Raw genomic sequence first — 25,933 nt, forward strand, 5'->3', positions numbered from 1 at the left:
CCAGCGAATCCGGTACCGCGCAAAAACGAGCTTATCGTCGAAAGCCGCGCCGGCCCATCAGACCAGGCTGATTCGACGCGGCCGACAATCGATGCTCAACGGCCCCAGGCGAAGTGGTACGACAGCCAGACCGTCAGGACCGCGCCGATCAGTGCCGCATACGGCGCGAGGTTCATCAACCTGCCGCGCTTCGGTACCTCGATCTCCATGTCGTGCTGCATCTGCGCCGGGAAGCGGCCGCGATCCTGCCAGTAGTGGCGATAGACGAACACCGGCACGATCAACAGCATCGCGATCAGCCCGTTGCGCAACGTTCCTTCGCCCTGCAGGTCCGCGCCCGCGCCGACGTAGACGAGGTTCGCGTAGCCGCAGATCGCGCCTGCGACGAGCAGCCACGTCGGGCAGCGGAAAGGACGCTCCCAGCTGCCGCGATCCATCCGGTGAATCCAGCCCGACTGCAAATTGAGGAACACGAACAGCATGTAGCAGACGTTTGAAATCGACAGCACCGTCATGTAGTCCGACATCATCAGCAGCACGAGGTTGAAGCCGAGATCGGTCCACATCGCGCTGGTCGGCGCGCCGTGTTCGTTCACGCGCGACAGATACTTCGGCAGCCAGCCGTCGACCGATGCCTGGTACAACGTGCGCGACGAGCCCATCATCGACGTCATCACGATCAGCAGGATCGACAGCATCAGCATCACGACGATCACGTTCGCGGCCCATGCGCCGCCGCCGACGATCTTTGCCATCGCGGCCGCCACGCCCGTGCCGTCGCGAATCGCGGGATCGAGCATCGCCTGCGTGCCGAGCGCGCCCTGGAACGCCATCGGCACCAGCGTCATCACGACGAGGCACAGCGCGCCCGACCAGAAGATCGCCTTCGCGGTGTCGCGACGCGGGTCGCGGAATTCGCGCGTGTAGCACACGGCCGTCTCGAAGCCATACGACGCCCAGCCGGCCATGAACATCGCACCGAGTGCCATCGTCACGCCTTGGCCGTTCCACGTGCCGAGTGTCGCGGCCGTGAGGTTGCCTTGGGCGTCATGGCCGAGCGGCAGCAGCGGCAACAGGTTCGACATCGGCACGTCGCCTGTGACGAACGGCACGATGCCGACGATCAGCAGCGGCGTAAGCGATGCGATACCGAGAATGCGCTGCGTCTTTGCAGCCTTCGATGCACCGCTGTGCTGAAGCCGGAACGTGATCAAAAGCAGGATCGCCGCGATGATGAAGATGGCGTTGATGCGCAGCGAGAGTCCCGGCTTGACGAAGCTCAGGTCCACGAGCGTCAGCTTCCATTGCGCGATGGCCGAATCGGCGGGGAACAGGCTCGTGAGCGCATAGCTCGCCGCGAGGCCGCAGCCGAGCGCGAGCATCGGCGACCACGCAAGCCAGTTGCACCACACCGACACCGGGGCGATCAGCTTGCTGTAACGAACCCAGCCGATCGCGCCATACACGGACGCGCCGCCCGATTTATGCGGGAACAGCCCGGAGATTTCCGCGTAGGTCGCGCTCTGGATCAATCCCATCGTGATCGCGGCGATCCAGATCGCCCACGCGGGATGGCCGATCGTCGCGGACACGCCGCCGATCGTGAACAGCACGCCGGCCGGCACGCCGCTCGTGACCCAGAAGCCGTCTTTCCACGTCAGGCTACGCTGCAGCGTCTGGCCCTCGGCGGCGGACGATGCCGGCCGTCCGGCAACGTCGGCGCTAGGGGGAGGCAGTCCTGTATCGCTCATCGAGAATGTCCTGTTTGATTCGGGCGATCGGCCAAAGCGGTGCGAGAGCACGGGCGCATGGCCGAATGGAATCGGGTTTGATCGGAGTCGCCGCTCGCTCGCGATGGGCGGCGATACCGGCGCGGCCGGATGATGCGGATCGCCGATCGTCATACGGCGGCCGCGTCGTCATTGGCGCGTCGTCCGATCGCAAGAGGCGTCGAAAAATGCGTGGCGCGGGCCGACAAAGCGGAGCGGCGGCACGTGCGCACCGCGCATGTGGCCGCGGGTACATGAACGTATTGCCCGCGTTGAATGGCCATGGTCCCAACAATCGAAAGGCTCGGCAATCGGACTGGTCGGATTCTGGCGGTCGCATCGCGTGCACGACGATGCGGGTCGGACAGGTCCGATTGCCGATGCGATCGATGTAGACGATGCTGTCGGACTTTAGGGGATTCAATGCATGGGCTTGCTGATCATTTCCATATGTGTCGCTATCGCCATATTTTTCGTGCTATGAACGAATTCGGCCGCCACGCATGTCGGATGCGGCAGGTGCGGCCAGCGCGTCGCTGGCCACCGTGCATGAACGAGGAGGCTCGGTCGGCGTGCAGGTTTTCAGGTAAGTAACGGGAGTCTTTCGCTCGATGTCAAACCGGGTCCTGAAGCTGGCGATCTCCGTCGTCGGCTGCATGTTGACTGTCGCCGCCTGCGCCGCCGACCGCGTACGTTGGCTCGATGCGTCGAGTGGCGCGCCGCTCGTCGGCGTGCAGGTCAAGATCCAGTCGTTCACGCGCGACGACGCACGCAGGATTCGGGAAACCGGCTTCGCATTTGTCAGGCTCGGCGCGTGGACCGATCGCCTCGATCAAGCCGCTTACCGCGCGCAGCTCGACGGCGCGTTCGCTGCCGCCCGATCCGCCGGCCTGCCGGTGCTGCTGACCGTGCGCACGCTGGGCCGGCTCGCGGGGGCGGACGGCGCGGACGCGAAGGCGAAATCGACGGCGCTTGTGGATGCGGGCAGCCGGACGGCCGATGCCGTCGCGGCATTGGCCGCACGGCATGCGCGCGACCTCATCGCGATCGAGCTCTGGAACGAACCCGATCTTGGCCGCTACTGGCCGACGGGCGACGTCGCGCGGACTTTCCCGCCGTTCGTGGCCGCGCTGTGCCGGGAACTGGCCGAACGGGTGCCGGTGGTGCCGGTCGTCGGTTTCGGATTCGCGCATCCGCCGCTGCCCGGCACGTTGCCGGACGGTCTGCTGGCGAGCATGCTGGCGGCCACGCCGTCCTGCGTCGACGCCGTGTCGTACCATGCGTACGGCATGACGCCTGCTCAAATCCGTGCGGCCGCGCGCGACATCGACGCGCGCTACGGCCTGCCGGCGATCGTCACGGAAGACGGCGCGGCGTCGATCATCCCCGGCGGCGAGCAACACCAGGCGCAGCGGCTGCGCGTGCTGCTCGACGCACGCGGTGAACTTCGGACACCGTTGATCTCGGTCTACGAGTGGGCGGATACCGCGAATGCGGCCGACAAGGCGCAACGAAGCTACGGGCTCGTGCGCGCGGACCGGTCGCCCAAGCCCGCGCTCGACGCGGTCCGCGCGTCGCTGCGCGCGACCTCCCCGGCGCGGTAGTCAGGCCGGCGCCTGTCGCGTGCGGATCGACCATAGCGCGACCGCGAATGGAGCGACGCTCGACAGGTGCCGCAGATAGCTGCCGAGATCAGGTTCGAACAGCATCGAAACGGCTACGTGGCCGAGCATCAGGCAGGCGGGCAATTCGCCGTCGCGAACCGGCGCGCCGCTGTCTTCCGTCCGTACCGGCGGTACACGGCGCCACGCGGCGCCGAGAAATAGTGCGATCAACGCCTGCATCGCGAATCCCTTCGGATCGAACGAGAACAGCACCGGCAGATTGAGCCGGACGACCGAATACGCGTAGTTGCCCACGAAATGCACGAAGGAATCGGGCGTGAACGGGTTGTAGAAGCTGGTCCGGGCGCCGAATGGCGACGAATAGACGAGATAGTCGACGGCGAGGTCGCGCGGTTGCTGAAGCAGCGTATAGGCGGCGCCGGGCAGCGCGACGAGCGCGGCGATGGCCAGCAGGGCACCGGCCAGCCGGGGCAGCGCGGACGCGCGCCGAAACGCCCACGCCGCGAACGCGATCGCGAGAATCAGCGCGAAGTAGCTGCGGATCGTTGCCGCATAGCCGAGATACAGCACCGCGGCGACCAGCATCGGTCGTGCCGTGCCGCGCAGCCGGGCGACGGCGAGCACGGCGATCGACATGGCGACGACGATCGTGTCCTTGCTGGCGACGAACAGGTTGAAGAACAGGCACGGCGCGATCAGCGCGAGATAGGCGACGAGCGCGCCGAGCCGCCGCGCGTCCCGAACGGCGATCCAGATCGTGGCAACGCCGAGCGCGACGACGAACATGGCGGTTCCGGTGTTGCCGAGCGTCTGGTACAGCTTGCCGACCGCGTCGAACGACGACCCGTCGTAGGTCGAGCCTCCGCCGATCTGGGTCTGGATCTTGTCCGCGTCGCGGAAGATGAATTCGGGCAGCAGCGCGCGCGCGTTCGCATACACGCCGACATACAGCAGCGCGACGATTGCCGCGATGGCGTCGCGCAGGCCGCGACTCAGCAGCGGCCCGCCTCCGATGGCGTTACGCAACATCGTCCGCTCCGATGCGCGTGCCGCGCGCGGCGGGCAGGCGCGACATGACGATCCACGCGAGCCACGCGGTCACCGCCACGCTGGCGACGAAATGGGCGCCGGCCGCGCCGAACGCGCGCTGGCCGTGAACGAGCGCGATCGACATCGGCACGCAGGCGAGCGTCAGCGCGGCGATCACGCACGCGACCGTGCGCCCCGCCCGCAAGGCGACCGCGGCGGCCCACAGAACGTCGGTGGCGGCGCGCAGGACGAACGACAGGAGCAGCACCACGAGAATCGCGGTCGACGACGCGTCGGTGCCCGCGTGCGCGAGCCGGAAGATCCATGGATGTACCAGTGCGATCCCGAGTGCGGCGGCACCCGTCAGCAGGAGCGACGCGCGCAGCGCCCGCGCGAGCTCGCAGCGGAACGCTGGAGCGGCGGCGCGCGTGCTGTCGAGTGCGCTGACGAGGCGCGGCGCGGCCACCGCGACGACTGTCGCCGATGCGATCGTCTGGATCGCGTTGGCGATCGACCAGACGAACACATATTGACCGAGCGCGTTCGCATCGAGTTGCGCGGACGCGACGAAGCGTTCGAGATATTGCAGCACCGACAGCAGCAGCAGCGCGACAAAAAAGGGCGCACCGTCGCGCCAGACCGTCACGAGCCGTACGCGCGTGGCCGACAGGGCCGGCATCGTCGGCAACCGGCGCGCGGCGCCCGCGATCAGCACCCAGCCGGTCGCCACGACCGCGATATCGGCCGCGACCCAGATCGCGAACAGCCCGTCGATCGAGCCGATCGTGCCCGTTGTCAGTGCCACGATCGCGACCCCGGCCCATGCGCCCGTCCGAACGAACAGCAGCCACGACGCGGCGCGCGCGCGATGCAACGAGAACAGCCAGGTATTGACTTCGAGCGCGGCATGTTCGGCGCAGGCGACGAGTGCGACGAGCGCGAGCGACATGTCGGGCAGTGCGCCGGGATGTAGCGGCCCGAACGCATGACCAGGCAGCATGACGAGACCGCAAAGCAGCGTGTAGACACCGGCGTACAGCACGGACAAGCGCACGCAGGTCCGGACGGCGTCATGCGGATTGGGGCCTGCCAGCCGGCGATTGATCTCGGTGCTGAAGCCGAGCCCCAGCACCTTCGACGCGACGACCGAGACGGCGAGCGCGAAGCCGTAGACGGCCACCGCATCGAACCCGAGCGTGCGCGCGACGACGATCGTCAGCATGAACTTCAGGCCGAGCGCGCCGACACGCAACACCAGGCGGAACCACGCGGCGCTCATCGTGCCGCTCCATGGTCAAGCGCATCGCGCAGCGCGGCGACGATCTGTTCGCGTTCGCGACCGAGCCGCCCGAGCCCGACTTCGGCCTGGATCCAGAATCGACTCAGCGCGTCGGGCGCGAACAGCGTGTCGCAGACCGCGCTCGCGTCGAAGTCGGCTGCATTCGCGACCCAGCGGCCGATTCCGAGATCGGCATACGCGCCGAATCCCTTGCGCTCGTAACTCAAGTGATACGCGGGCACGCCGTGCAGGATCGCTTCGAGCGCGCCGTGCAGGCGCACGGACACGACCGCGTCGGGCGTGTCGTCGGCGAGCACGTCCTTCAGCGTGCGGGTGCCGTCGAAGCCGCGCTCGCGGTAGTACGCAGCGTCGTCGTTGCCGCGCCCGGTGCTCTGGACGGCGAACGTGACGCGGCAGCACGTGCGCAGCCGCTCGATCAGCTCGGCGGTCGACGCGTGGTAACGCGCGCATTGCGCATCGCTCCAGGCCGGCGGACGGCGCAGCACGAGCGCGACGTGCGCGGGCGTCGACGCGGCCGAGCGGACCCGGTCGCGCAGGTCCGACGCCCGATGGGCGAATTCGAGCACCGCGAGATCCGGCGCGCGCCGCGTGTTGCCATGCTCGGCGAGCAACGCAGCCGAGCGGTCGTCGCGCACGAATACGGTATCGAATCCGCCGAGCAGCGACGTCAGATGTTCGGTGAGCAACGGGTTTTCCGCTGCCGGCCCGATGCTTTGCGGAAGATAGACGGTCGGCTTGCGTGCCGCACGGGCTGCACGCATCTGCACGAGATGCCCGGCTTCCAGTTTGAGCGCTTCGAGCGCATTGCGCGCGCGCAGGTAGCCGCCGCCGACGCCGACGATCAGGTCGGCGCGTCGCAGCAGTGCGTGCAGGCGCGCGAGCGCGGGGTTGACGCCGACTGGCAGCGCCGTCATGGCGGCGCCGAGCAGGCGCCGCGCGCCGCTGGCGGCGAGCACCGGCGCCGGCTGCACGTCGGGATGGCCGGGAAACGACGCGGGATCGGCCGCGACGACCGACACGTGCGTGTCGGGGCCGAACGCGTCGCGCAGCAGCGCGACCGACAGGTCGACGAGCAGCCCGTCGCCGGAGTTGCGTGCGCTGTACGCATGCAGCAGCGCGACGTGAACGGGGCGATTCATCATGCTTGCTCCTGAAGAAGATCGCGGTAGACGGCGAGCGTGCGATCGACCATCGCGTCGGCCGAGAAATGCGGGTACGCGCGCGCGCATTGATCGCGCATCTGTTGAAAGGCGGCCGGATGGCGGGTGAGCCGGCAAACCGCTGCCGCGAAGGCGGCCGGATCGTCGTCGTTCGGCACGGTCAGGCCGACGTGATGCGCGGCGATCAGTTCGGCCGCGCCGGCGACCTGCGTCGCGACCATCGGCACGTGCGCGGCGACGGCTTCGAGGCACACGTAAGGAAAGCCTTCGTAGCGGCTCGGCAGTGCGAGCAGGTCGAATGCCGAGAAATAGCGGCGTGCGTCGTCGACGCGGCCCGCGACGTGCAGGTTCGTCGGCAGGTCACGCGCTTCGTCGCCCGCCGCGCTGTCGAAATCGCCGGACCCGATCGCGACGACCCGCAGGCGCTGCTCATGGCGGCGCTCCAACAGGCGCGCGATGCGCACGAGGCGATCGACGCCCTTCTGGTGATCGAAGCGCCCGACGAAGCCGACGACGAACGCGTCGTCGGGCAGACCGAGCGCGGCGCGTGCCGCGTGGCGCTCGAGCAGGTGCGGCGGCGACACGCCGTTCTCGACGACGCGAATCCGCTGGCGCGCGATGCCGAGCCCGTGCAGGTGATCGGCTTCGTCGTGCGACACCGCGATCACCGCGTCCGAGCAGATGTTGCCGAGCACGCGCTCGATGCCGCCGTAGAACGCGCGCTTGGCGGGCGACAACGTCGGATTGAGCGTATAGACCGCATGCGGCGTGTACGCCTGTTTCCACGGCCCGCGACACAGCCGCGCGAGCGCGCCGGCCTTCGAGCTGTGGCTGTGCACGATGTCGGGCCGAAGCCGGCGCAGCAGGCCTCGCAATGCCAGCACGCCGCGCAGGTCGTGCAGGCCGACCGCGCGCCGCAGCGGCAGCCGATGGAACGAGTCGCACCGAGCGGCCGCGCCGTGCAGCATCGCATCGTCGAAACGCTCGCCGAGCGGCGCGATCAGGTGAATTTCCGCATCCGACCGGGCGCGCAGGCCGGCGATCAGATCGGTCAGATGCACGGCGACGCCGCCGCCGGCCGCCTCGACGACCAACGCGATGCGCAGCGGCCGCGCGGTGGGCGCCGTGGACGCGGGCCGGCCCGCGACATGGACGTTCGCCGGGCGATCGGCCAGCGTCGGGGCGAAATCGGTATCGCTCATGCGGACCTCCGCAGCAGACGTTGCAGCGCCGCGCGCAGGCGCGCGAGGTGCGTGCAGCGCGTATCGCACGTGTAGCGATACGCTTCGTAGCGGTAGCCGCCATATTTCGAGCCGAACGCGGCTGCGCCCGAGCGTGGATCGAGGCCGTTGAGCACCACGCCCGGTGTGCTGTCGGGCCGTTGCGGCAGCCGCTTTGCGGATTCGATCAGTTCGCCGGCGCGTGTCGATCCCGCGCGGGCGACGAGCAGCGTCGCGTTCGCGTGTGTATCGAGCCAGGTGGCGTCGGTAGCCGCGAGGAGCGGCGCGGAATCGATGATGACGAGGTCGTAGCGCGCACGCAGCGACGCGAGCAGTGCGCCGGTGCGCGCGTGTTGCAGCAGCGCGGTCGGCGTGGACGGCAGTTCGCCGGTCGGCAGGAAATCGAGGTTCGGCGCGCCGCCGCGCCGCACGACGTCGTCGGCACTGGCCCGGCCGTCGAGCAGTTCGGCGAAGCCGGGGCCACGATCGAGGCCGAAATACTGATGCAGATAGCCCTTGCGCAGGTCGCCGTCGATCAGCAGCACGCGCCGGCCGCTCGACGCATGCACCGCGGCGAGGTTGACCGACACGAACGACTTGCCGGTACCGGGCGCTGGGCCGGTGATCAACACGAGCGGGTGCGCGATGTTCGCGAGCGAGAAATGGAGCGCGGTCTGCAGGCTGCGCAGCCCTTCGATCGCCGGTTCGTACGGATCGTCGTACGCGAGCACGTGCAGGCCGGCGTCGTGCCGCTCGACCGCGCGCATCAGCCGGTGCTGGCGTGCGGCGGCAGGCAACACCGCGCGCACCGGTAGCGACGTATGGCGCTCGATCTCGTCGACGGCCGTGAGGCCGCCGTACAGGAATTCCCGCGCGAACGCGGCGATCACGCCGAGCGCGAGGCCGACCAGCGCGGCGGCCGCGATCACGACCGGCCGGTTCGGCCGAACCGGATCGGCGGGCGCGACGGCCGCGTCGACCACGCGCACGCTGGCCGTCCTGCCGGCCTGCACGAGTTCGAGCTGCTGGATGTTGTTCAGCAGCGCGGTATAGAGGTCGGTGTTGACCTTCACGTCGAGTTGCGCGCGCACCTCTTCGCCTTGCTGCGCAGGCAGCCTGGCGATGCGGGTGTCGAGCGCGCCTTGTTGCCGCTTCAGCGTCGCAAGCTGCGCGTCGAGCGCGGCCATGTCGGGATGGGTCGGCAGGAAGCGTTTCGACAGTTCGTCGCGCTTTTGTTGCAGTTCGAGCGCACGCGTCTGCAGGTCGGCGCCCTGCTGGAGCGCGAGCTTGCCTTCCTCGGCGAGATCGACCGAGCCGGTGCGGCTGCGCAGCGATGCGTACCGCGTTTCCGCGCGTTCGAGCTGCTGCTTCACGATCGGCAACTGCGCGTTCAGGAATGACAGCGACTGGGCTGCCTCGGCGGACCGGCGGTCGATGTTCTGCTCGACGTAGCGGTTCGCGACGGCGTTCAGCGTCGCGCTGATCTCGGCCGGATCGTTGCCGCGCAGCGACGCGACCAGCACGCCCGATTGCTTGACCTTCTCCTGCACGTCGAGCGCGGTGCGCAGCGCGTCGATCGTCTCGGCGCGCGATTGCCGGATCAGCTTGAAGCGCGTGCCGGGCAGCGCATCGAAACCCGCGATCTCGACGTGCAGCGGGCCGTAGCGCGTTGCGAAGGTTTCCGGAGTGCCCACGGTGCCGACGGCGTCGGCCAGCATGTCCGCGCCGGTCAGCCGGTAGCGCGTGGCGTCGAGCCGCACGACGTGGAACGTGTCGCCTTCGGCGCGCGTCGGCACGTCGAACTGCGCGACGTCGATGCGTTCCTGCCCCCACGCATAGCCACCGAAGCCGAGGAGACCGGGCGACACCGCGCCGTCGTTGAACCGCGCGACGAACGCACCGATCGCGGGCACCCGCGACGGCTTGGCGACGATGTAGCTGCGCAAGTCTTCCACGGCACGGGTGACGACGAGTCGCGACGACAGGATCTGCGCCTCGGCCGACGCGGGCGAGCCGACGTTGAAGAACGATGCGGCGTCGCCCAGCAGGTTCTTCGACGCGGTGTCGGTCGCGTCGTCGGTCTGGATCATCAGATCGGCCTGATAGGTCGGCGGCGCGACGAATGCATAGAGCGCGCCGGCGGCGACGCAGGCCGTCGCGATCGCGACGATCGTTCCCCGCGCGTTGCGCAGGGTATCGAGCACGCGGATCAGATCGATCTCGCGTTCGGGGGGAGCGGCAGTGTTCATGACGGGAGGGCGGAAACGGGTGGGGCCGGCCAGCGCACGGCGAGGCGCGGCAGCCAGCTGGCGACGGCGAGATCGATCAGCGCCGCGCAGCGGATGAAATCCGCGCGCGTGCCGCGATACGGGTCGGGGATGTCGAGACCGGGGCGTGCATCGTCCGACGCGCGCGCATATTCGCCGAGCCGGAAAACGCGGCCGCGCAGGAACGGGTGGCGCGCTTCGAGCACGCGGCGCTGGCCGTCGTCCATCACGAGGATCAGGTCGGCGCGCGTGCACAGGTCGGTCGTCACGGCGCGGGCGGCATGGCCGGCGAGCGTCAGGCCGCGTGCGTGCGCCATGTCGCACGCGAGCGGATCGGCGGGGCGGCCCGGCGGCGGCGCGAGGCCGGCCGAGCGCACGTCGGCCTGCGGCAGGCGCGCGCCGAGCAGCGCGGCCGCGAGCGGGCTGCGGCAGATGTTGCCCTCGCACACGACGAGCAGGAACGGGCGCGCGCTCATTTCGCGGCAATCCCGGCGGCGACGCCCGTGTTGACGCTCGGCAGCAGCAGGCTCAGCACGCGGCTGAAGCGCACAAGCCCGTTGCCGTCGACGTAGACGATGTCCTTCGGCTCCAGCTCGAACTGGTTCGCGAGCACCATCGCGACCGGCGAGCGAGCGTCGAGATGGAACACCGTCGGCGCGCGGCCTTGCGCGCCGCGGATCACGAACATCTGCGCGGCGTCGGCCGTGTTCGAATTGATGCTGCCGGCCTGCAGCAGTGCATCGCTGAGCGTGAGTCTGCCGTTGCGCTTCGGCAGCGCCCGCAGCGGGCGGTTCACTTCGCCCATCACGTACACGCCGTTGTCGTCGCGCGCGCCGATGCGCAGCAGATCGCCGCCGCGCAGCGCGATGGTCGACGGATCGCGGTGCCGCTCGATCAGGCGTGCCAGGTCGATGCGCACGGGCACGCCGTTGCGCACGACCGTCACGTCGCTCTGGTCGGCGGCGGACGTGAAGCCGCCCGCGCGCGCGATCGCGTCGGCGAGTGTCATCGGCACGTCGTTGACGGGCAGTGCACCCGGCGTATGAACTTCGCCGTCGACGTAGACCTGCTGCGAGCGAAACGACGCCACGCGCAGCGTCACCTGCGGATCGCGGTAGATCGTGCCGAGCGCGCGTTTCACGCTGGCTTGCGCGTCGGCGGCGGTCAGGCCCGCGACTTTCAGCGTGCCCGCATAGGGGAACGTGAGATTGCCGCGATCGTCGACGACGAAGCCGGCGATCGGGTCGGCCGCGCGCGGCGGCGTCTGCTGCGCACCCGCTTGCGCGGCGGCGAGTTCGGGGTGATCCCAGACGGTGATCTGCAGCACGTCGCCGGGACCGATCCGGTAGGCCGGCGCGCGCGTCGGGGCCGGGGCGTCGAACGATGCAGCCGTCGCGTCGCGGGCCGCACGTTGATGCGCGATGAGCGCCGGATCGATCGGGACGATCGGGACGTTCGTCCGGGCCGTGGGTGATGCGGCGCCCGCCGTCGCGGTCGCTGGAGCGCCTGCGACCGGCGTTGCGGCAGCGGGCGGGTGACCCACGGGCGCGCCGGGGGCGTTCGGGTTCATTTTCATGCCGGGCGCCAGCACGCATCCGGACGGCCCTATGCAGGCCGTCAGAACGAGCGCGAGCGCACGGCGACGGCTCGCGCTCGTCGATGCGATCGGGATGTTCATGGATTCCTTCCTGTTGCGCGGCGCGGTTCGACACGGCAGCGCGGCGGGCCCGCTCGCGCGGGCTCGCCTGGGGTCAATCGAAAATGCGGCGGCCGCCTCGCCATGCCGGCGAGCGGCGCGCCTCTCAGTACGCGTTCGGGTGCACGATCCCTTTCAGCACGGTCGCGCAGATGATTCGCAGGTCGAGCGCGAACGACCAGTTGCGCAGGTAGTACAGGTCATACTCGATGCGCGACTGCATGCTTTCGACCCGCTCGGTCGCGCCGCGCAGGCCGTTGACCTGCGCCCAGCCGGTGATGCCCGGCTTGATCCGGTAACGGTGGATATAGCCGTCGACGAGCGTCCGGTATTGCGCGTCGTGTTCCACCGCATGTGGGCGCGGGCCGACCACCGACATGTCGCCGAGCAGCACGTTGATGAACTGCGGCAATTCGTCGAGGCTGGTTCGGCGCAGCAGCGCGCCGACTCGCGTGACGCGCGGGTCGCCGCGCGTCGCCTGCACGACCGTGCCCGCCTGTTCGACGTGCGCGCGCATCGTGCGGAACTTGTAGATGTCGAACGTGCGGCCGTCGGCGCCACGCCGCCGTTGCGTGAACAGCACCGGCCCCGGCGACGACAGCTTGACCGCGACGGCGATCGCGAGCAGCACCGGCATCAGCAGGATCAGCGCGACGGCGGCGAACACGCGGTCGAACACGGCCTTCAGCGCCAGCGCGCCGCGCGACAGCGGCGGCGCCGCCAGCGAGATGGCCGGCTCGCCGAGAATCTCGCCGACGTGGCTGCCGAACAGCGCATGCTTGCTGACGTCGGGCATCAGGCGCAGCTCGACGAAATCGCTGCGGAATTCGTCGACCGTGCGGGCCGTCGCGTCGTCGTCCAGCGGCAGCGCGATCCACACTTCGTCCGCATGCTCGCGACGCACGCATGCGGCGAACGCGGCAAGCTCGTTCAGCACCGGCACATCGTCGCCGAGCGTTGCCGCCTCGCCGGTCGTGCGATAGACGCCGACGACCCGGTAGCGGGCCGCCGCGCTCGCACTGAGTTCGGCGCGGATCTGCGCGATGCGCGCTCCGCTGCCGACGATCGCGACCGTGGCGGGCCTGGCCGGCGCGCGCAGGCTGCGGCGGCGCGCCACACAGAGCGCGATCCGGAACACCACGAGCGCGACCGCGACACCGATCGTCCAGTCGAGAAACCATTTCGTCAGAACCATCGTGACGGTTGTCAGCGCAACCATCTTGACGAAGACGAAACCCTGCACGACGAGCCATAGCGCGAGCGTGCGCAGCGCATGACGCGTCGCCGGCAGCTTGCGGCCGTCGAGGCCGATGCCTGCCAGCCGAAGCAGGAACGCGGCAAGCAGGGCGCTGACGCCGGTCAGGATCGCTTCGATTCGAAGTGTCGCGAAATCGCCGATCGATCCTTGGTGGGCCAGCGCCGCGACCGCGACGATCACGGCGACGTCGATCGCACATACGACGATCTCGTTGCCGGGGACCTTGTTCTTCTTCATGTCATTTACCTATCCGTGCCTGTCGAGCGCACGTGCGATACCGCGGAGTGCACGCTTCGTGCCCGTGATCGCATGCGCGGCGTTTCGCCCGGACGATCTCGGCGTGCATCCGGGTATGAAACGAGTCTATGAGCGATGTCGCGTCGAAACCATCGGACAGCAGGCAGTCCTGAGCGTATTCGGATCGGACTGGGCTTAGCGGCAAGCGGGCTTGACCAAATCTGACCTTTGGATCGAACGGCGCGTGCGGGGCAGGCGCTTTGCGATGACGGCACGCAAAAAAACGCCGCCCGAGACGGGCGGCGCGAAACGGAGACATCGCGGTAATGCTCGCGAAAGCCGGGCGACAGGGTTTAGCCATCCAGCACCGCCATTGTGGCGAACGCGGGGCGCACGTGGAATCAGCCCGGTCTGATTCCGTGAGTCTGCCGCCAGACGCGCGTGTCCTCCAGCTCCGGTATGACTTGGACCGCCGCCTTCTCATGGCGGGTTTCGTGCAGCGCCAGTTCCGCCTTCCGTGCATTGCGACTCAGGAATCGGACCTGTCCGATAGAGACCGGCGTCGAGTCCGTCTCTAATACCAGACATCCCGGCCGATATCGCTCGGCATGAATCTGACTATGTGGAGTACTGGCGATGAGCAACGCGGATTTTCTGGTGAAAGGCGCGATAACCGGCATGATTGCGAGTTCGGCGACCGTCGCGCTGGTCCATTTCGTAATAAACGTCGCCATGCGATGGCCTGCCGACGGCGTCGTCGTGACGATCGCGGCGGTACTGCTGATGGCTGTCGGGCTGCTCGTGCCACCGACCGTCAATGCCTGGCGCAACCGAACGGCGGTGGCCGATCCATTCTTCGATCCCGACGCATTGAAGCCGATACTGCAGGGGCGCGCGATCGGCATCGTGCTCGGTGTCGTGTTCGGCATCTCGGTCGTGGCGGGTTGGTGATGAATTCCGTTCGGATGCCTGCCCGACGCGCAGGCCAGTCCATCGCCGCGGCACCCCGGATTCATCCCCCCGCGGTGCGGCGTGCGGTAAGCGTCATTTCGCTGACGGGCAGCCGCTCGCGCAGGGCGTCATTTCTCGCCGGCAATCCCGGTCTCGATGTCGAATTCGTCGATGCGGTCGACGGGGCCGCGCTGTCGGACGCCGACATCTCGAACTGCGGCCTGTTCGCGCCCGGGCTGCCGTATACCCGCGGCGCATACGGCATCGCGATGACCGCGCATCGCCTGTGGACCGAGATCGCGTCCGGCGACGAGTTGGTGACGATTGCCGAGGACGACGCGATCTTCCGGCCGGATTTTCACGAGATCACTGCGCGGTTCCTGCATGCGAACGCCGGTTGCCACGATTTCATCGCGTGGGGTTACAACTTCGATTCGATTCTGCGCGGCTCGATCTTCAATTCCAGGACGCCCGTGACGATGCGCTTCGACGAAGTCGCGCTGACCCGGTCCGTCGACGCTTTTAGAAGCGACCGCAGCGCGGTGCTCATGATGAACCTGCTCGAGTTCTACGGGATTTGCGCCTATACCGTTTCACCGGCGGGTGCGCGTTTTCTGCTCGACCGCTGTTTTCCGCTGAAGCCGGAGGTACTGTTTTCGCACGGGCTCGACCGACCCATATCGAACTTCGGCATCGATGTGGCGATGAACAAATGTTATGGCGAGATGCGCAGCGTGGCGTCGTTTCCACCGTTGGCGATCACGATGAACGACCATCGTACGTCGACGATCCAGACCTGACGCGGCGGCGCGCCGCGTCGGTCGGATGGACGCTGCATCCGGCGCGGCAAGACATCGAACGAAATCGGACCAGGCTGATTGTGCGAGCGACAGCGGCGGCCGGACAATGGCGGGGTCGAACGGGTGTATGGTTTTTCCGTTCGATACCTCGTATCCGAAGCTAGTCTTCGTTCGATGCGCCGCCCTGCGTGGGCGGCGTCTTTTTTCCGGTTGCCTGTCGCGCATCGGCGCGACCCGAATCGCGATTCGGATTCGGCACGAACGAATGCCCTGCGGCGGCCGGTGGGCGCGGCCGCTTATCGACTGACGACTTTCCGGTTGATTGACGGAATCACGCTGCCATATGCGAGCGTAGGGCATTCCTTCCTGTCTGCGGACGCATCGTGCCGTTTTTGTTCGGTGCTCCGGATTTCTCATCGTCAAGGAGTTCAAATGAAAACCCGACTTCGCGCCATGGGCGCCCTGATCGTGTTGGCCTGTGCGGCCGGCGCAACACATGCAATCGCCGCGGAAACGCCGCTGCCGGCCGGCGTCGTCGCCGTCGTGAACGGCGTGCCGATCCCGCAAAGCCAGTTCGACGCCGTGCTCAAGGCAACCGGTCAGCCGGATTCGCCCGCGCTGCGTGCGCAGGTGAAGCGCGACCTGATCGTCAAGCAACTGCTCGGCCAGGCCGCCGACAAGGCGAATTACACCAGCCGCCCCGAAGTGCTCGGCATCGTCAAGCGCGTGCGCGACGACGCCGCGACCGACCTCTATGTGCGTGAATCGCTGCGCCCGCAGCCGGTCACCGATGCGCAGGTGAAGGCGCGTTACGACGCGATCGTCGCGACCGCCGGCCAGTTCGAATATCGCGCGGAAGTCATCGCCGTCGGCGATGCGGCCAAGGCGAACGCCGCGCAGGCGCAGCTCAAGCAGGGCGCCGCGTTCGCCGACGTCGCGAAGGCGTTCAACACGACGGCCAACGGCGGCGTCGCGCAATGGGTCTCGCTGAAGACGCCGCTTGCGCAAGGCAACACCGGCGGCCTGCCGCTGCCGCTGGCACAGACGATCGCGTCGATGCAGGCCGGCGCGACGGCCGGCCCGATCCAGGTCGGCAACGCATTCGTCATCGTGAAGCTCGACGAGAAGCGGAAAACGACCGTGCCGACCTTCGACCAGGCGAAGGGCGTGTTGCGTCAGCAGCTCGACGCGCAGGCGACCGAGCGTGCGCTCGGCTCGCTGGTCGACAAGCTGGCTTCGCAGGCGAAGATCGAGCAGTAACGCAGTCAGCACGCGGCGGCGAGGCCCGCCGCGCGCACACGCATGCGCGGCGCCACTTGCCGAATCAGTCCAGTCCGATTGGTTCGGGGCGCGATCGCCGCTATGCTCGTCATGCGTGGCATCGAAGCCAAATCGACGGCGGCCGGTGGGCGCGGTCGCATTCCCCGCTACCTCTACGTAGCACTACTCCTCACGCTGCCTTATGCGAGCGTCGATGGCTGTCCTTCGAGCGCCACGCACCTTTCTTTCCGCCATATCCGCGGCTCGCATGAGCGCAGCTGCGCAGGCGCGGCCGTTGCCGGCGCGTCAACGCATGGCAACTTCACACGACCGCGTCGGCCGTGATGATGCACGGCATATTTGTGCATCGAATGCACAAGATATGTCGTCCGGACGGACTCGTGGCGCGGCGCAATCGACGTTAAATTCGCTGCATACCTTGTTCACTTTCGGAGAAACGTCTCATGTTTGCCTTTTCCCTTCGCACGCTTACCCGCACCCTCCTCCTTGCCTCGGCAGCCACCATCGTGCCCGTGAGCGAAGCCGCGCCGGCGCTCCCGGCCACGCCGACGATCCGCGCGATGGCGGGCGCGCAGCCGATCGATCACCTCGATCCGAAATCGACCGCGCTCGTCGTCATCGATTTCCAGAACGAATACCTGAACGGCAAGATGCCCATTCCGGACGTGCAGCGCGCGATGGCCAATACCCGCAAGCTGATCGAATTCGCCGACCGGAACGGCATCCGCGTTTTCCAGGTGCAGCACGTGACGCCGGCCGGCTCGGCGGTGTTCGCGCGCGACGGCGAGACGGTCAAGTTCATCCCGCAAATGGCGCCGCGCGCCACCGACACCGTGCTGCAGAAGGAGACGGTCAGCGTGTTCGCCAGCACGGATCTCGACCGTCGCCTGAAGGCGGACGGCATCAAGACGATCGTGATCGCCGGCCTGATGACGCACGCCTGTGTCGCCGGCGCCGCGCGGGACGCGGTGCCGCTCGGCTATCAGGTCGTGGTAGCATCGGACGCCTCCGCCACCCGGAGCATCGTCCGGGCAAACGGCGAGACGGTCGACAAGGACACGCTGCATCGCGCGGCGCTCGCGGAAATCGAAGACACCTTCGGCGATGTGATGTCCACTGCGAAGATCGTCGCGCTGCGGACTCAATAAGCGCAAGGGGCCGCGCCCGCATGCGGGCACGGCCGGACCCTGCGCCGGTTCCGCCAACACGCTGCGCTTCGCCATGGATCAATTGTTCGCAATGCGCGTTTATCGGTGTCTCGTGGAAGCCCGGGGGTTTTCCGCGGCCGCCGCGCGTCTCGACACGACCCATTCGACGGTCTCGCGTCAGTTGAAGCTGCTCGAAGCGTCGCTCGGCGTGCAATTGGTCAATCGCAATACCCGGAACGTCGCGCTGACGGCGGCCGGCGAACGCTACTACGCAGCCTGCGTGGAAATCCTCGAACGGGTCGACGCGGCGGCGGACGCCGTCGCCGAGAGCCCGCGCAAGCCCTCGGGCACGTTGCGCGTCAGCATGCCGCTGTCGATCGGCACGCTGGAGATGCCCGACTGGTTGCCTGCCTTCCATCGGCGCTTTCCCGACATTCGTCTCGATGTGTCGTGCAGCGACCGCTTCTCGAATCTGATTGGCGAAGGCTTCGACGTCGCGCTGCGCATCAGCAGCGATCTCCCCGATTCCGACCTGGTGGCGAGAACGCTCGCCGTCTCCGACGAAATTCTCGTCACCTCTCCCGCCTATATCGCGCGCCATGGCTTGCCGAGAACGCCCGCGCACCTCGACGCACACGCGCTGTTGCCCTACAGCGGGCGTGAGGACGGCGGCGCATGGCAGCTCACGCCGTCACGCGGCGCGGCCGTTTCCGTCAAGCTCGACGGCTATCTGAGGCTCGACGCGATCACGGCGATTCACGCGTCGGCGGTTGCCGGCCTGGGGATCGGCGCGTTCACGCATCTCACCGTGCGGGGCGACCTCGAGCGCGGTCGTCTCGTGCACGTGCTGCCCGATTACACGCTGGCGCAACGCAAGTACTACGCGCTCTATCCCAAAGCACGTCATGTCGCGCCGAAGCTGCGCGCGTTCATCGATTTCATCGCCGACCTTTACGGCAAGACCGAGTCGTAATGGCGCGCGGCCGGCGCGATTGCCGGCCGCACGACGTCACATCGCTTCGATTCTTGCCGAAGCCCGCCGCGCCAGCGCGTCGCCGGCTTCCCGTCGATAGCGCTCGAATTCCCGCGCGAACGCAGCGGCGTCGCCGGCGATCGCATACTGCTCCAGCGTCGCGCAGCACGCCGCGATATCGCGTTCGCCGATCATCGCGAACGCACCGCGCATGCTGTGGATTTCGGTGCGGGCCAGCTTGAGATCGCGGTGTTCGAGCGCACGTACGATCGCCGCGTTCGCGCGCCGCATCGCGTCGGACAGCACCGCGTGCAATTCGCCCGGCAGCGGCCCGTTTGCCGACGACAGCGCATTCGCCGCCGGCCGCGTATCGCGCCGCGCCCCGGTGTATCGGGCGATCGCCTGTTCGAGCGAGCGCAGCGAAGTCGGCTTCGTGACGATTTCGTCGATGCCGGCTTCCAGCGCCAGATGCTGCTCGTCCGGCTCGACATGGGCCGTGACCGCGAGGATCGGCGCGCGGTGGCCACGTCCGCGCAGCACCCGCGCGAACGTATAGCCGTCGAGGCCCGGCATGTTCAGGTCCGTCATCACCACCGCGTAGTCGTTGCGCCCGATCAGCTCCAGCGCATCCGCGACGTTCGCGGCGAGATCGGCGCGGTAGCCGAGCACGTCGAGCTGATCGTGCACCAGTGCGCGGTTGACGGGGTTGTCGTCGACGAACAGCACGCGCACGTTCGGGGCCTCGGCCTCGGCGCCGGCCTGCGTGGCGCCGGGCGCGTCGTCGCACGGCAGCGGCAGCGTGACGACGAATGTCGAGCCGACGTTCGGCACGCTGTCGGCGGCGATGCTGCCGCCCATCGACTCGGCGAGCTTGCAGCTCAGCGCGAGGCCGATGCCGGTGCCGCCGAAGCGGCGTGCGGTCGATGCGTCGGCCTGTGCGAACGGTTCGAACACGTGTTCGAGCTGCGCGGCCGTCATGCCGATGCCCGAGTCGCTGACGCGGATCGTCACTGGCGTCGCGTCGGCGCCCGGCGCGGAAACGGACAACGCAATCGAGCCGCGATCCGTGAACTTGATCGCGTTGCTGACGAGATTGACGACGATCTGCCGCACCCGCATCGGGTCGCCGACGTACGGGCGAGCGATGCGCGGATCGACCTCCGCATGCAGCGCGACGCCCTTCGCGGCGGCGATCGGCTCGAACAGGTCGACGATGTCGCGCACCAGTTCGTCGATGCGGAAGCTCGTCGCCTCGAGCATCATCCGGTTCGCCTCGATCTTGGTCATGTCGAGCACGTTGTTTAGCATGTCGAGCAGCATGCGCGCGGCCGACGTGACCGCATGCAGCCGCAGCTTCTGCCGGCTCGGATCGGGCGCCTTGTCGAGCAGTTCGAGATTGCCGAGCATCGCGTTGAGCGGCGTGCGGATCTCGTGGCTGATCGTCGCGAGGAACGTCGATTTCGCGCGGTTCGCGCTGTCGAGCGCGCGCTCGGCGTCAGCGCGCGTCGTGATGTCGGAGAAGCTGCACAGCAGCGTGTCCTTGCCCCGGTAGCGCCCGCGCACAAAATTGACGACGAGATCGCGCGTGCGGCCGTCGCCCAGCGTCACGGGCAGCTCGATGTCGAGGAGCACCGGCGCGCCGTTGGCGCGCGCCTGGTAGCACGCGAGCAGGCGCTCGTGCAGCGGCGGCAGGCCGGCCTCGCGCTCGTACAGCTCCAGCATCCGGTTGCGCAGCAGCACGTCGCGCGTGCCGAGCGACACGAGCGCGATGCCGAACGGCGACGTCGCGATGATCGCGCGGCTCATCTGCTCGCTGTCGAACACGCGGCGCGAGCGGCGAAACAGCGGCGCGAGCACCTTCACGTCGAACGCCACCACGAGCGTCCACAGCACGGCGAGGATCAGCGCGGCCACGCCGAACTCGCGCACGATCGTCGGCCAGATCGCGATCGCGATCGTGCGCCACGAATACGCGTAGACGATCGCGAGGCCCGAACCGGAAAGCCGGTCGCTGATCGTGAACACGCCGTGCAGGTAACTTTCGTCGAAGCGGTCGAAGCCGCGCCGCCACGCGTTCTCGGCGAGCGCGTGGCGCATCAGCGCGCCGCCGTCGATCGACGCGCGGGTGCGATCTTCGTTCAGCAGCATGTGGCCCGCATGATCGACCAGCATCACGACGGCGTCCTCGGGCGCCTGCTTCAACCGGTCGTCGATCACGTCGACGTCGAGGTCGCTCACGAACGTCATGAAATGCCGCTGGCCTTCGAAGGCCGGCTCGACGAGGCGGAATACCGTCTTGCCCGTCAACGGATCGATCGCGGGCGCTTGCCATGCGATGCGGCGCGTGTCGCGCCAGTAGCGCGCGACGGTCGGGTTCGACCAATCGGCGACGTCGAACGCGAGGCGGTCGATCAGCGCTTGCGTGTCGCGCACCCCGATGCGGGCCAGCACGTCGCGATAGGGCACGGATGGCGGCGGCGTGATCGCGATCACACCGCGATCGGGGCTATACGCGTAGCCGGACATCGGCCGGCCGGATTGCCGCTCGGCGGCGGCCACCGAGATCGTCAGCCGCTCCATCAGCTGCACGTACGCTTCGATTTCGCCGCTGGCCGCGGCGGCCGGTGTCGCGGCCGCGAAGATCTCGCTCACGTTGCTCAGCGGCGACAGCACGACGTGCCCGTCGCGCACGATCGCGTCCACGGCGCTGCGCGCATGGCGCGGGTGGCTGTTCCACAGCAGTTCCGCATTGATGACCGCGCGCCGCATCGACGCCTGCTTCGCGTCGATCTCGAGCTGCACGAGCGCCTTGTGCGTCTCGAACAGTTCGCGCCGTTTCGAGATGTAGTCGCGCACCGATCCGGCGACGAGGATGCTCGTCGCGAACAGGATCACGCACGACAGCACCGCGGCCCCGCCGTACAGCGTGAAGCGCTGGTAACGGTTCAGCAGGCTCAGGTCGCGCGCTTCGCCATCGGCCGACGCGAACGGCGCGCCGGCGTCCGTGACGGACGCAAAGAGTTTTCGGATGGGCATGGGACGAATACCGTGAAATCAATGCACAAATCGGGTGACGCACGCGGTTCGTCCGGCGGAGGCCGGGTGCGATCCGTGACGCGCAGCGATATCCGTAAGCCGTGTGGGAAGGCAGGCGATTGCGCTGCCGGCTCGGGGAACGAGCCAATTATCGAGATGGCAATGCCATCGGTATGTAGGGCAGTCCGAAACAATTGACGGAGATAGCTAGGACCAGTCCTATTTTTTTAAAGTCATCGAGAGCTGCGTTTATACGGTCCGAAGCGGGCGCATGTCAAACGAAACGACGATGCGGAGCAGCGTGCGTGTCGCGTTTTCCTCGCGGAATTGTCAGGCTTCGTCATATTCGGACGGGTCCTACAAAAATAGTTTGGGCCTGTCCCGACGTCTGATTATCGAAAGCGCCCGCGAAAAATATATTGCCTGATGTAACAAAAGCTTCGTCTCACTCTTTTGCACACAGAGGCAATCAACATGAACAAGACTTATCGGACCGTCTGGAATGCGACGACGGGTACGTGGGCTGCAGCCGAAGAAACGGCGCGCTCGAAATCGAAGGGATCGTCGCGCGCGGCGAGCAAGGCGTTCGTCGCCGTCGCGTTGGGCGGCATGGCAATCGGCGGCGCATCGGCGGCGGATGTCGTCGGTGCGTCGGAAAGCGCGGATGGCAAGACCGATGACGACAGCGTGATTCAGGTACCGATCACGGGCACGAAGTCGCTGATGCCGATGGGCACGACGGGTACGTTAAGCACGGATTCGGTCGGGACGATGGCGGCGCTTGATGATGCGTATATTAAGGTTCGAGTCGGTCACTACGCACCCGGTACTGCCGCGGTCGCTGGAGATGGTTCAGTTGCGATCGGTGCTTCCGCCGACGCTAGTGCTCAATCTGCCGTTGCACTCGGCGGTAACGCATCGGCAACCGGGCAAAACGCAACGGCGCTCGGTGCGCTTGCTAGCGCAACGAATTTCAACACCTTGGCAGCAGGCGTTGGGGCCGCGGCTTCAGGTAACGCTTCAACCGCACTGGGGCGTGGGGCAGCGACTTCGGGCGCGTACGGGGTTGCAGTGGGCTATACCGCAAATTCCAGCGGTACCAGTGCTGTTGCAATGGGGGTGGGCGCCAGTGCGTCGGGTAACAGTTCCGTTGCCGTTGGCGATGGAGCCGCTGCCAGTGTTGCTAATTCGGCCGCGATCGGCAGTTTCTCCGTGGCCAACCGTACCAATACGGTTTCGGTCGGCAGCGCGACTTTGCAGCGGCAAATCACGAACGTGGCGGCCGGCACGCAGGCGAATGACGCCGTTAACCTGTCGCAGATGAATGCCGCGATCGCAGCAGCGGATAATCCGTATATCGGGATTCGATCCGGTGTATACGCGCCTGCAACGCCAGCTGTAGTGGGGGACGGCGCGACCGCGATCGGCGCTGCCGCTACCGCCGGCGCACTGTCTTCCGTCGCATTCGGCGGTGGGGCGGTCGCGAGCAATCAAAACGCAATGGCGCTCGGTACGATTTCGAGAGCGGCGGGCCAAGAGACTGTGGCCGTCGGTGTGGGGGCCGGCGCATTGGCCAACAATGCAATTGCGCTGGGTCGCGGCGCGACTTCGTCCGCGGCAGGTGCAACTGCACTGGGAACTTACGCGGTCGCTTCGGCCAATGAGTCGGTTGCACTGGGAGATGGTGCCGTCGCCGACCGTACCAATACGGTTTCGGTCGGTTCCACGACTCTGCGACGCCAGATCACCAACATGGCGGCTGGCTCACAAGCGACTGACGCGGTGAACGTGTCCCAGCTCACGCCCGTCGTGAACGCACTTGGCGGTGGCGCGACGATCAACGCGACTACCGGTGCCGTGACCGGGCCGACCTACTCGCTGGCCAACCCGGCTGGTGGCCCGGGCAGGGTCAACTACAACAACGTCGGCGATGCGCTGACGAACCTGGACAGTCGTACGTCGCAGAACACGGGCGATATCTCCGACCTTCAGGACAAGCTGGCGGACACCGGGCTCGTCGGTGGCGATGGCAATACGCTGGCTGCGGTGACCTATGATCAGAATGCGGACGGCACGCCGAACTACGGCTCGGTGACGCTGGGCGGCGAGGGCGCGGCAACGCCGGTGGCAATCCACAACGTGGCTGCGGGCAATCTGTCGGCGACGAGCACGGATGCTGTGAACGGTTCGCAATTGTTTGCGACGAACACGCGCGTCGGTTCGCTGGAAGACTCGCTCAAGAACGGCGGCGCAATCGATCCGATCACAGGCGAATCGCTGGCGGTGGTGTACGACAGCGCGGCAAAGAACCACGTGACGCTGGGCGGCACGGGTGCATCGAACCCGGTGGTGCTGTCGAACGTCGCGCAAGGTGTTGCGGGCACCGATGCGGTGAACGTCGACCAGCTGAACGCGGCCGTTGCGAACAGTAGCGGTCCGAACCCGTATATCGGCGGCCGCGGCACGGGCGTCGCCGCGCAAGCGACGGGCATCAACGCAGTGGCGTTGGGCCTCGGCTCGCTCGCGAACGAAATCAACACGATCTCGGTGGGTAACAGCACGACCGGCCTGCAACGCCGGATCACGAACGTGGCCGATGGCCAGAACGACAATGATGCGGCGACGATCGGCCAGGTGAACAGCCTGGTCGGTGGCGCGACGTCGACCATGTCGGCTGCGATCGACGATGTCAATAACCGTATCTCCGCACTCGGCAATGGAATCGGGGGCTCGACGTCGGACATCGGACTGATGGGTGGGCTGGACGGCGGTACCGCATCGGGTACCAACATTGCAGTGGGGACTGGCTCTTCCGTGAGTCAGACTGGTCGGTACAACCCGACCAATGGTCTCGCAATCGGACAGAATGCATCGGTGACCGACGGCGACGTCGCTGGCGCTTCAGGCGCGATCGCGATCGGCAGTTCCGCGAGCGCGTCCGGATCCAACGCAATCACGATCGGTACGAACAGCAAGAACGCCAACTCCAACACAACGGCTGTCGGTGCCAATACCTTGGTTTCAGGTGGCGGGGCTTCGGCTTTCGGCAGCGGTGCCACGGCTAGCGGGGCCAACTCGCTGGCGCTGGGTGCGAACAGCATTGCAAACCGGGGTAACGCGGTATCGGTCGGCAGCGACACGCTGCAGCGCCAGATCACGAACCTGGCCGCCGGCACCCAGACTACGGATGCAGTCAACCTCGGTCAGCTGAATGCGGCCATTGCCGCCGTCGACAATCCGTACGTGAAGGTGGACGGCCAGCACGATGGCAGCGACGACGCGCGCGTTGCGGCTGGATCGTTCGGCGTGGCGATCGGCGCGGACGCGAACGCGAGCGGTACGACCGCGATTGCGATGGGGGCGCAGGCAACCTCGACGGGCACGTCGTCCGTCGCGTTGGGCGCAGGCGCGGCCGCGACGAATTCGAATGCCGTCGCGCTGGGCGGTAACAGCAGCGCTTCTGGCGCCAACGCAATCGGCCTTGGCGCGGGCACCGTCGCATCGCAGAACAATGCCGTTGCGATGGGCTTCAACGCCCGTGCGCTGGCAGCGAACGCGGTCGCACTGGGTAACACGGCATCGGCAGCCGCAGCGGATTCACTGGCGTTCGGCACGCTGGCGCGCGTCGACGCGGGTGCGACCAACGGCGTCGCGATTGGCCGTGCGGCCAGCGTAACGGGCGCGGCGCAGAACTCGGTCGCGCTGGGCGCGAACTCGGTCGCGGATCGCCTGAACTCGATCGCGGTCGGTTCGACGGCCCAGCAGCGCCAGATCATTTACGTGTCGCGCGGTACGGCCGACACCGATGCGGTGAACGTGAGCCAGTTGAAGGACGCGGTGGCGGCATTCGGCGGCAACGCGGCGGTCGGCGCGGACGGGTCCATCGTGAATCCGACTTACACCGTCGACGGTTCGACCTATCACAACGTGGGCGATGCACTCAATGCGTTGGCCCAGCGCAGTGGTGGCGGCACGGATCCGCTCGCAGTGACCTACGAGCAGAACCCGGACGGTTCGGCCAACTTCGACCTGGTCTCGCTGAAGGGCGGCGCGAACGGCACGACGATCACGAACGTGGCGGCGGGCGCGGTGAACGCGACGAGCAAGGACGCGATCAACGGTTCGCAGCTGTACGGCACGGCGCAGAGCGTGGCGGATGCGCTGGGCGGCGGCTCGGCGGTGG

The 25,933-nt window shown here is 67.5% G+C and carries 16 protein-coding genes; 6 read left to right on the forward strand and 10 right to left on the reverse strand.

Annotated features, from left to right (window positions below; translation table 11 throughout):
* Window positions 1–95 precede the first annotated feature (95 nt).
* Complete coding sequence (locus WT97_RS04895; protein ID WP_156440207.1) at window positions 96–1,751, reverse strand: APC family permease; 1,656 nt, start codon at window positions 1,749–1,751, stop codon at window positions 96–98.
* Between the two features lie 629 nt (window positions 1,752–2,380).
* On the opposite strand from WT97_RS04895, the gene WT97_RS04900 reads away from it, so the two are divergent.
* Window positions 2,381–3,373 (forward strand): hypothetical protein, encoded by a 993-nt coding sequence (locus WT97_RS04900; RefSeq protein ID WP_060353045.1) that lies wholly within the window; start codon window positions 2,381–2,383, stop codon window positions 3,371–3,373.
* Here the strand turns inward: WT97_RS04900 and WT97_RS04905 are convergent, their stop codons facing one another.
* The 8 genes from WT97_RS04905 to WT97_RS04940 all read right to left on the reverse strand — a co-directional run bounded on the left by WT97_RS04905 (window position 3,374) and on the right by WT97_RS04940 (window position 13,561).
* The gene (locus WT97_RS04905) at window positions 3,374–4,423 is read right to left on the reverse strand and encodes a hypothetical protein (RefSeq protein WP_060353046.1); all 1,050 of its coding nucleotides are present in this window, start codon (window positions 4,421–4,423) and stop codon (window positions 3,374–3,376) included. It abuts the gene before it with no gap.
* Window positions 4,413–5,702, reverse strand: coding sequence for a lipopolysaccharide biosynthesis protein (locus tag WT97_RS04910; RefSeq protein ID WP_060353047.1), 1,290 nt, complete (start codon window positions 5,700–5,702; stop codon window positions 4,413–4,415). Before WT97_RS04910 ends, WT97_RS04905 begins: the two co-directional genes overlap by 11 nt.
* Window positions 5,699–6,865: a polysaccharide pyruvyl transferase family protein gene (locus tag WT97_RS04915; RefSeq protein ID WP_306639677.1), complete on the reverse strand. Its 1,167-nt coding sequence runs from the start codon at window positions 6,863–6,865 to the stop codon at window positions 5,699–5,701. The genes WT97_RS04910 and WT97_RS04915 overlap by 4 nt, the downstream gene beginning before the upstream one ends.
* Window positions 6,862–8,085: a glycosyltransferase family 4 protein gene (locus WT97_RS04920; protein WP_060353049.1), complete on the reverse strand. Its 1,224-nt coding sequence runs from the start codon at window positions 8,083–8,085 to the stop codon at window positions 6,862–6,864. The genes WT97_RS04915 and WT97_RS04920 overlap by 4 nt, the downstream gene beginning before the upstream one ends.
* Entirely contained in the window at window positions 8,082–10,352 is a 2,271-nt protein-coding gene (locus WT97_RS04925; RefSeq protein ID WP_060353050.1) for a polysaccharide biosynthesis tyrosine autokinase, read from the reverse strand. The genes WT97_RS04920 and WT97_RS04925 overlap by 4 nt, the downstream gene beginning before the upstream one ends.
* Window positions 10,349–10,846 (reverse strand): low molecular weight protein-tyrosine-phosphatase, encoded by a 498-nt coding sequence (locus WT97_RS04930; RefSeq protein ID WP_060353051.1) that lies wholly within the window; start codon window positions 10,844–10,846, stop codon window positions 10,349–10,351. The genes WT97_RS04925 and WT97_RS04930 overlap by 4 nt, the downstream gene beginning before the upstream one ends.
* Window positions 10,843–12,048: a polysaccharide biosynthesis/export family protein gene (locus WT97_RS04935; RefSeq protein ID WP_060353052.1), complete on the reverse strand. Its 1,206-nt coding sequence runs from the start codon at window positions 12,046–12,048 to the stop codon at window positions 10,843–10,845. Before WT97_RS04935 ends, WT97_RS04930 begins: the two co-directional genes overlap by 4 nt.
* A 124-nt stretch (window positions 12,049–12,172) precedes the next feature.
* Entirely contained in the window at window positions 12,173–13,561 is a 1,389-nt protein-coding gene (locus WT97_RS04940) for an undecaprenyl-phosphate glucose phosphotransferase (RefSeq protein ID WP_060353053.1), read from the reverse strand.
* 608 nt (window positions 13,562–14,169) lie between these two features.
* Between WT97_RS04940 and WT97_RS04955 the strand changes: the two genes are divergently transcribed.
* From WT97_RS04955 to WT97_RS04970, 4 genes are all read left to right on the forward strand, one after another.
* Window positions 14,170–15,312 carry a glycosyltransferase family 25 protein gene (locus WT97_RS04955; protein ID WP_257128457.1) on the forward strand — a complete coding sequence of 381 codons (1,143 nt, stop codon included), beginning with the start codon at window positions 14,170–14,172 and terminating at the stop codon, window positions 15,310–15,312.
* Window positions 15,313–15,744: 432 nt separating this feature from the next.
* A complete protein-coding gene (locus tag WT97_RS04960) occupies window positions 15,745–16,572 on the forward strand; it encodes a peptidyl-prolyl cis-trans isomerase (RefSeq protein WP_060353057.1) in 828 nt (275 codons plus the stop codon).
* A 464-nt stretch (window positions 16,573–17,036) separates the two neighbouring features.
* Entirely contained in the window at window positions 17,037–17,741 is a 705-nt protein-coding gene (locus WT97_RS04965; RefSeq protein WP_060353058.1) for a cysteine hydrolase family protein, read from the forward strand.
* 91 nt (window positions 17,742–17,832) lie between these two features.
* Complete coding sequence (locus tag WT97_RS04970; protein ID WP_257128458.1) at window positions 17,833–18,714, forward strand: LysR family transcriptional regulator; 882 nt, start codon at window positions 17,833–17,835, stop codon at window positions 18,712–18,714.
* Between the two features lie 36 nt (window positions 18,715–18,750).
* Here the strand turns inward: WT97_RS04970 and WT97_RS04975 are convergent, their stop codons facing one another.
* Complete coding sequence (locus WT97_RS04975; RefSeq protein ID WP_060353060.1) at window positions 18,751–21,750, reverse strand: sensor histidine kinase; 3,000 nt, start codon at window positions 21,748–21,750, stop codon at window positions 18,751–18,753.
* Between the two features lie 474 nt (window positions 21,751–22,224).
* Here WT97_RS04975 and WT97_RS33975 point away from each other — a divergent pair.
* A partial coding sequence (locus WT97_RS33975; protein WP_257128459.1) for an ESPR-type extended signal peptide-containing protein occupies window positions 22,225–25,933 on the forward strand: 3,709 nt, incomplete at its 3' end.

Origin of the sequence: Burkholderia sp. MSMB1459WGS (assembly GCF_001534535.1) — a bacterium.
Lineage (GTDB): Bacteria > Pseudomonadota > Gammaproteobacteria > Burkholderiales > Burkholderiaceae > Burkholderia.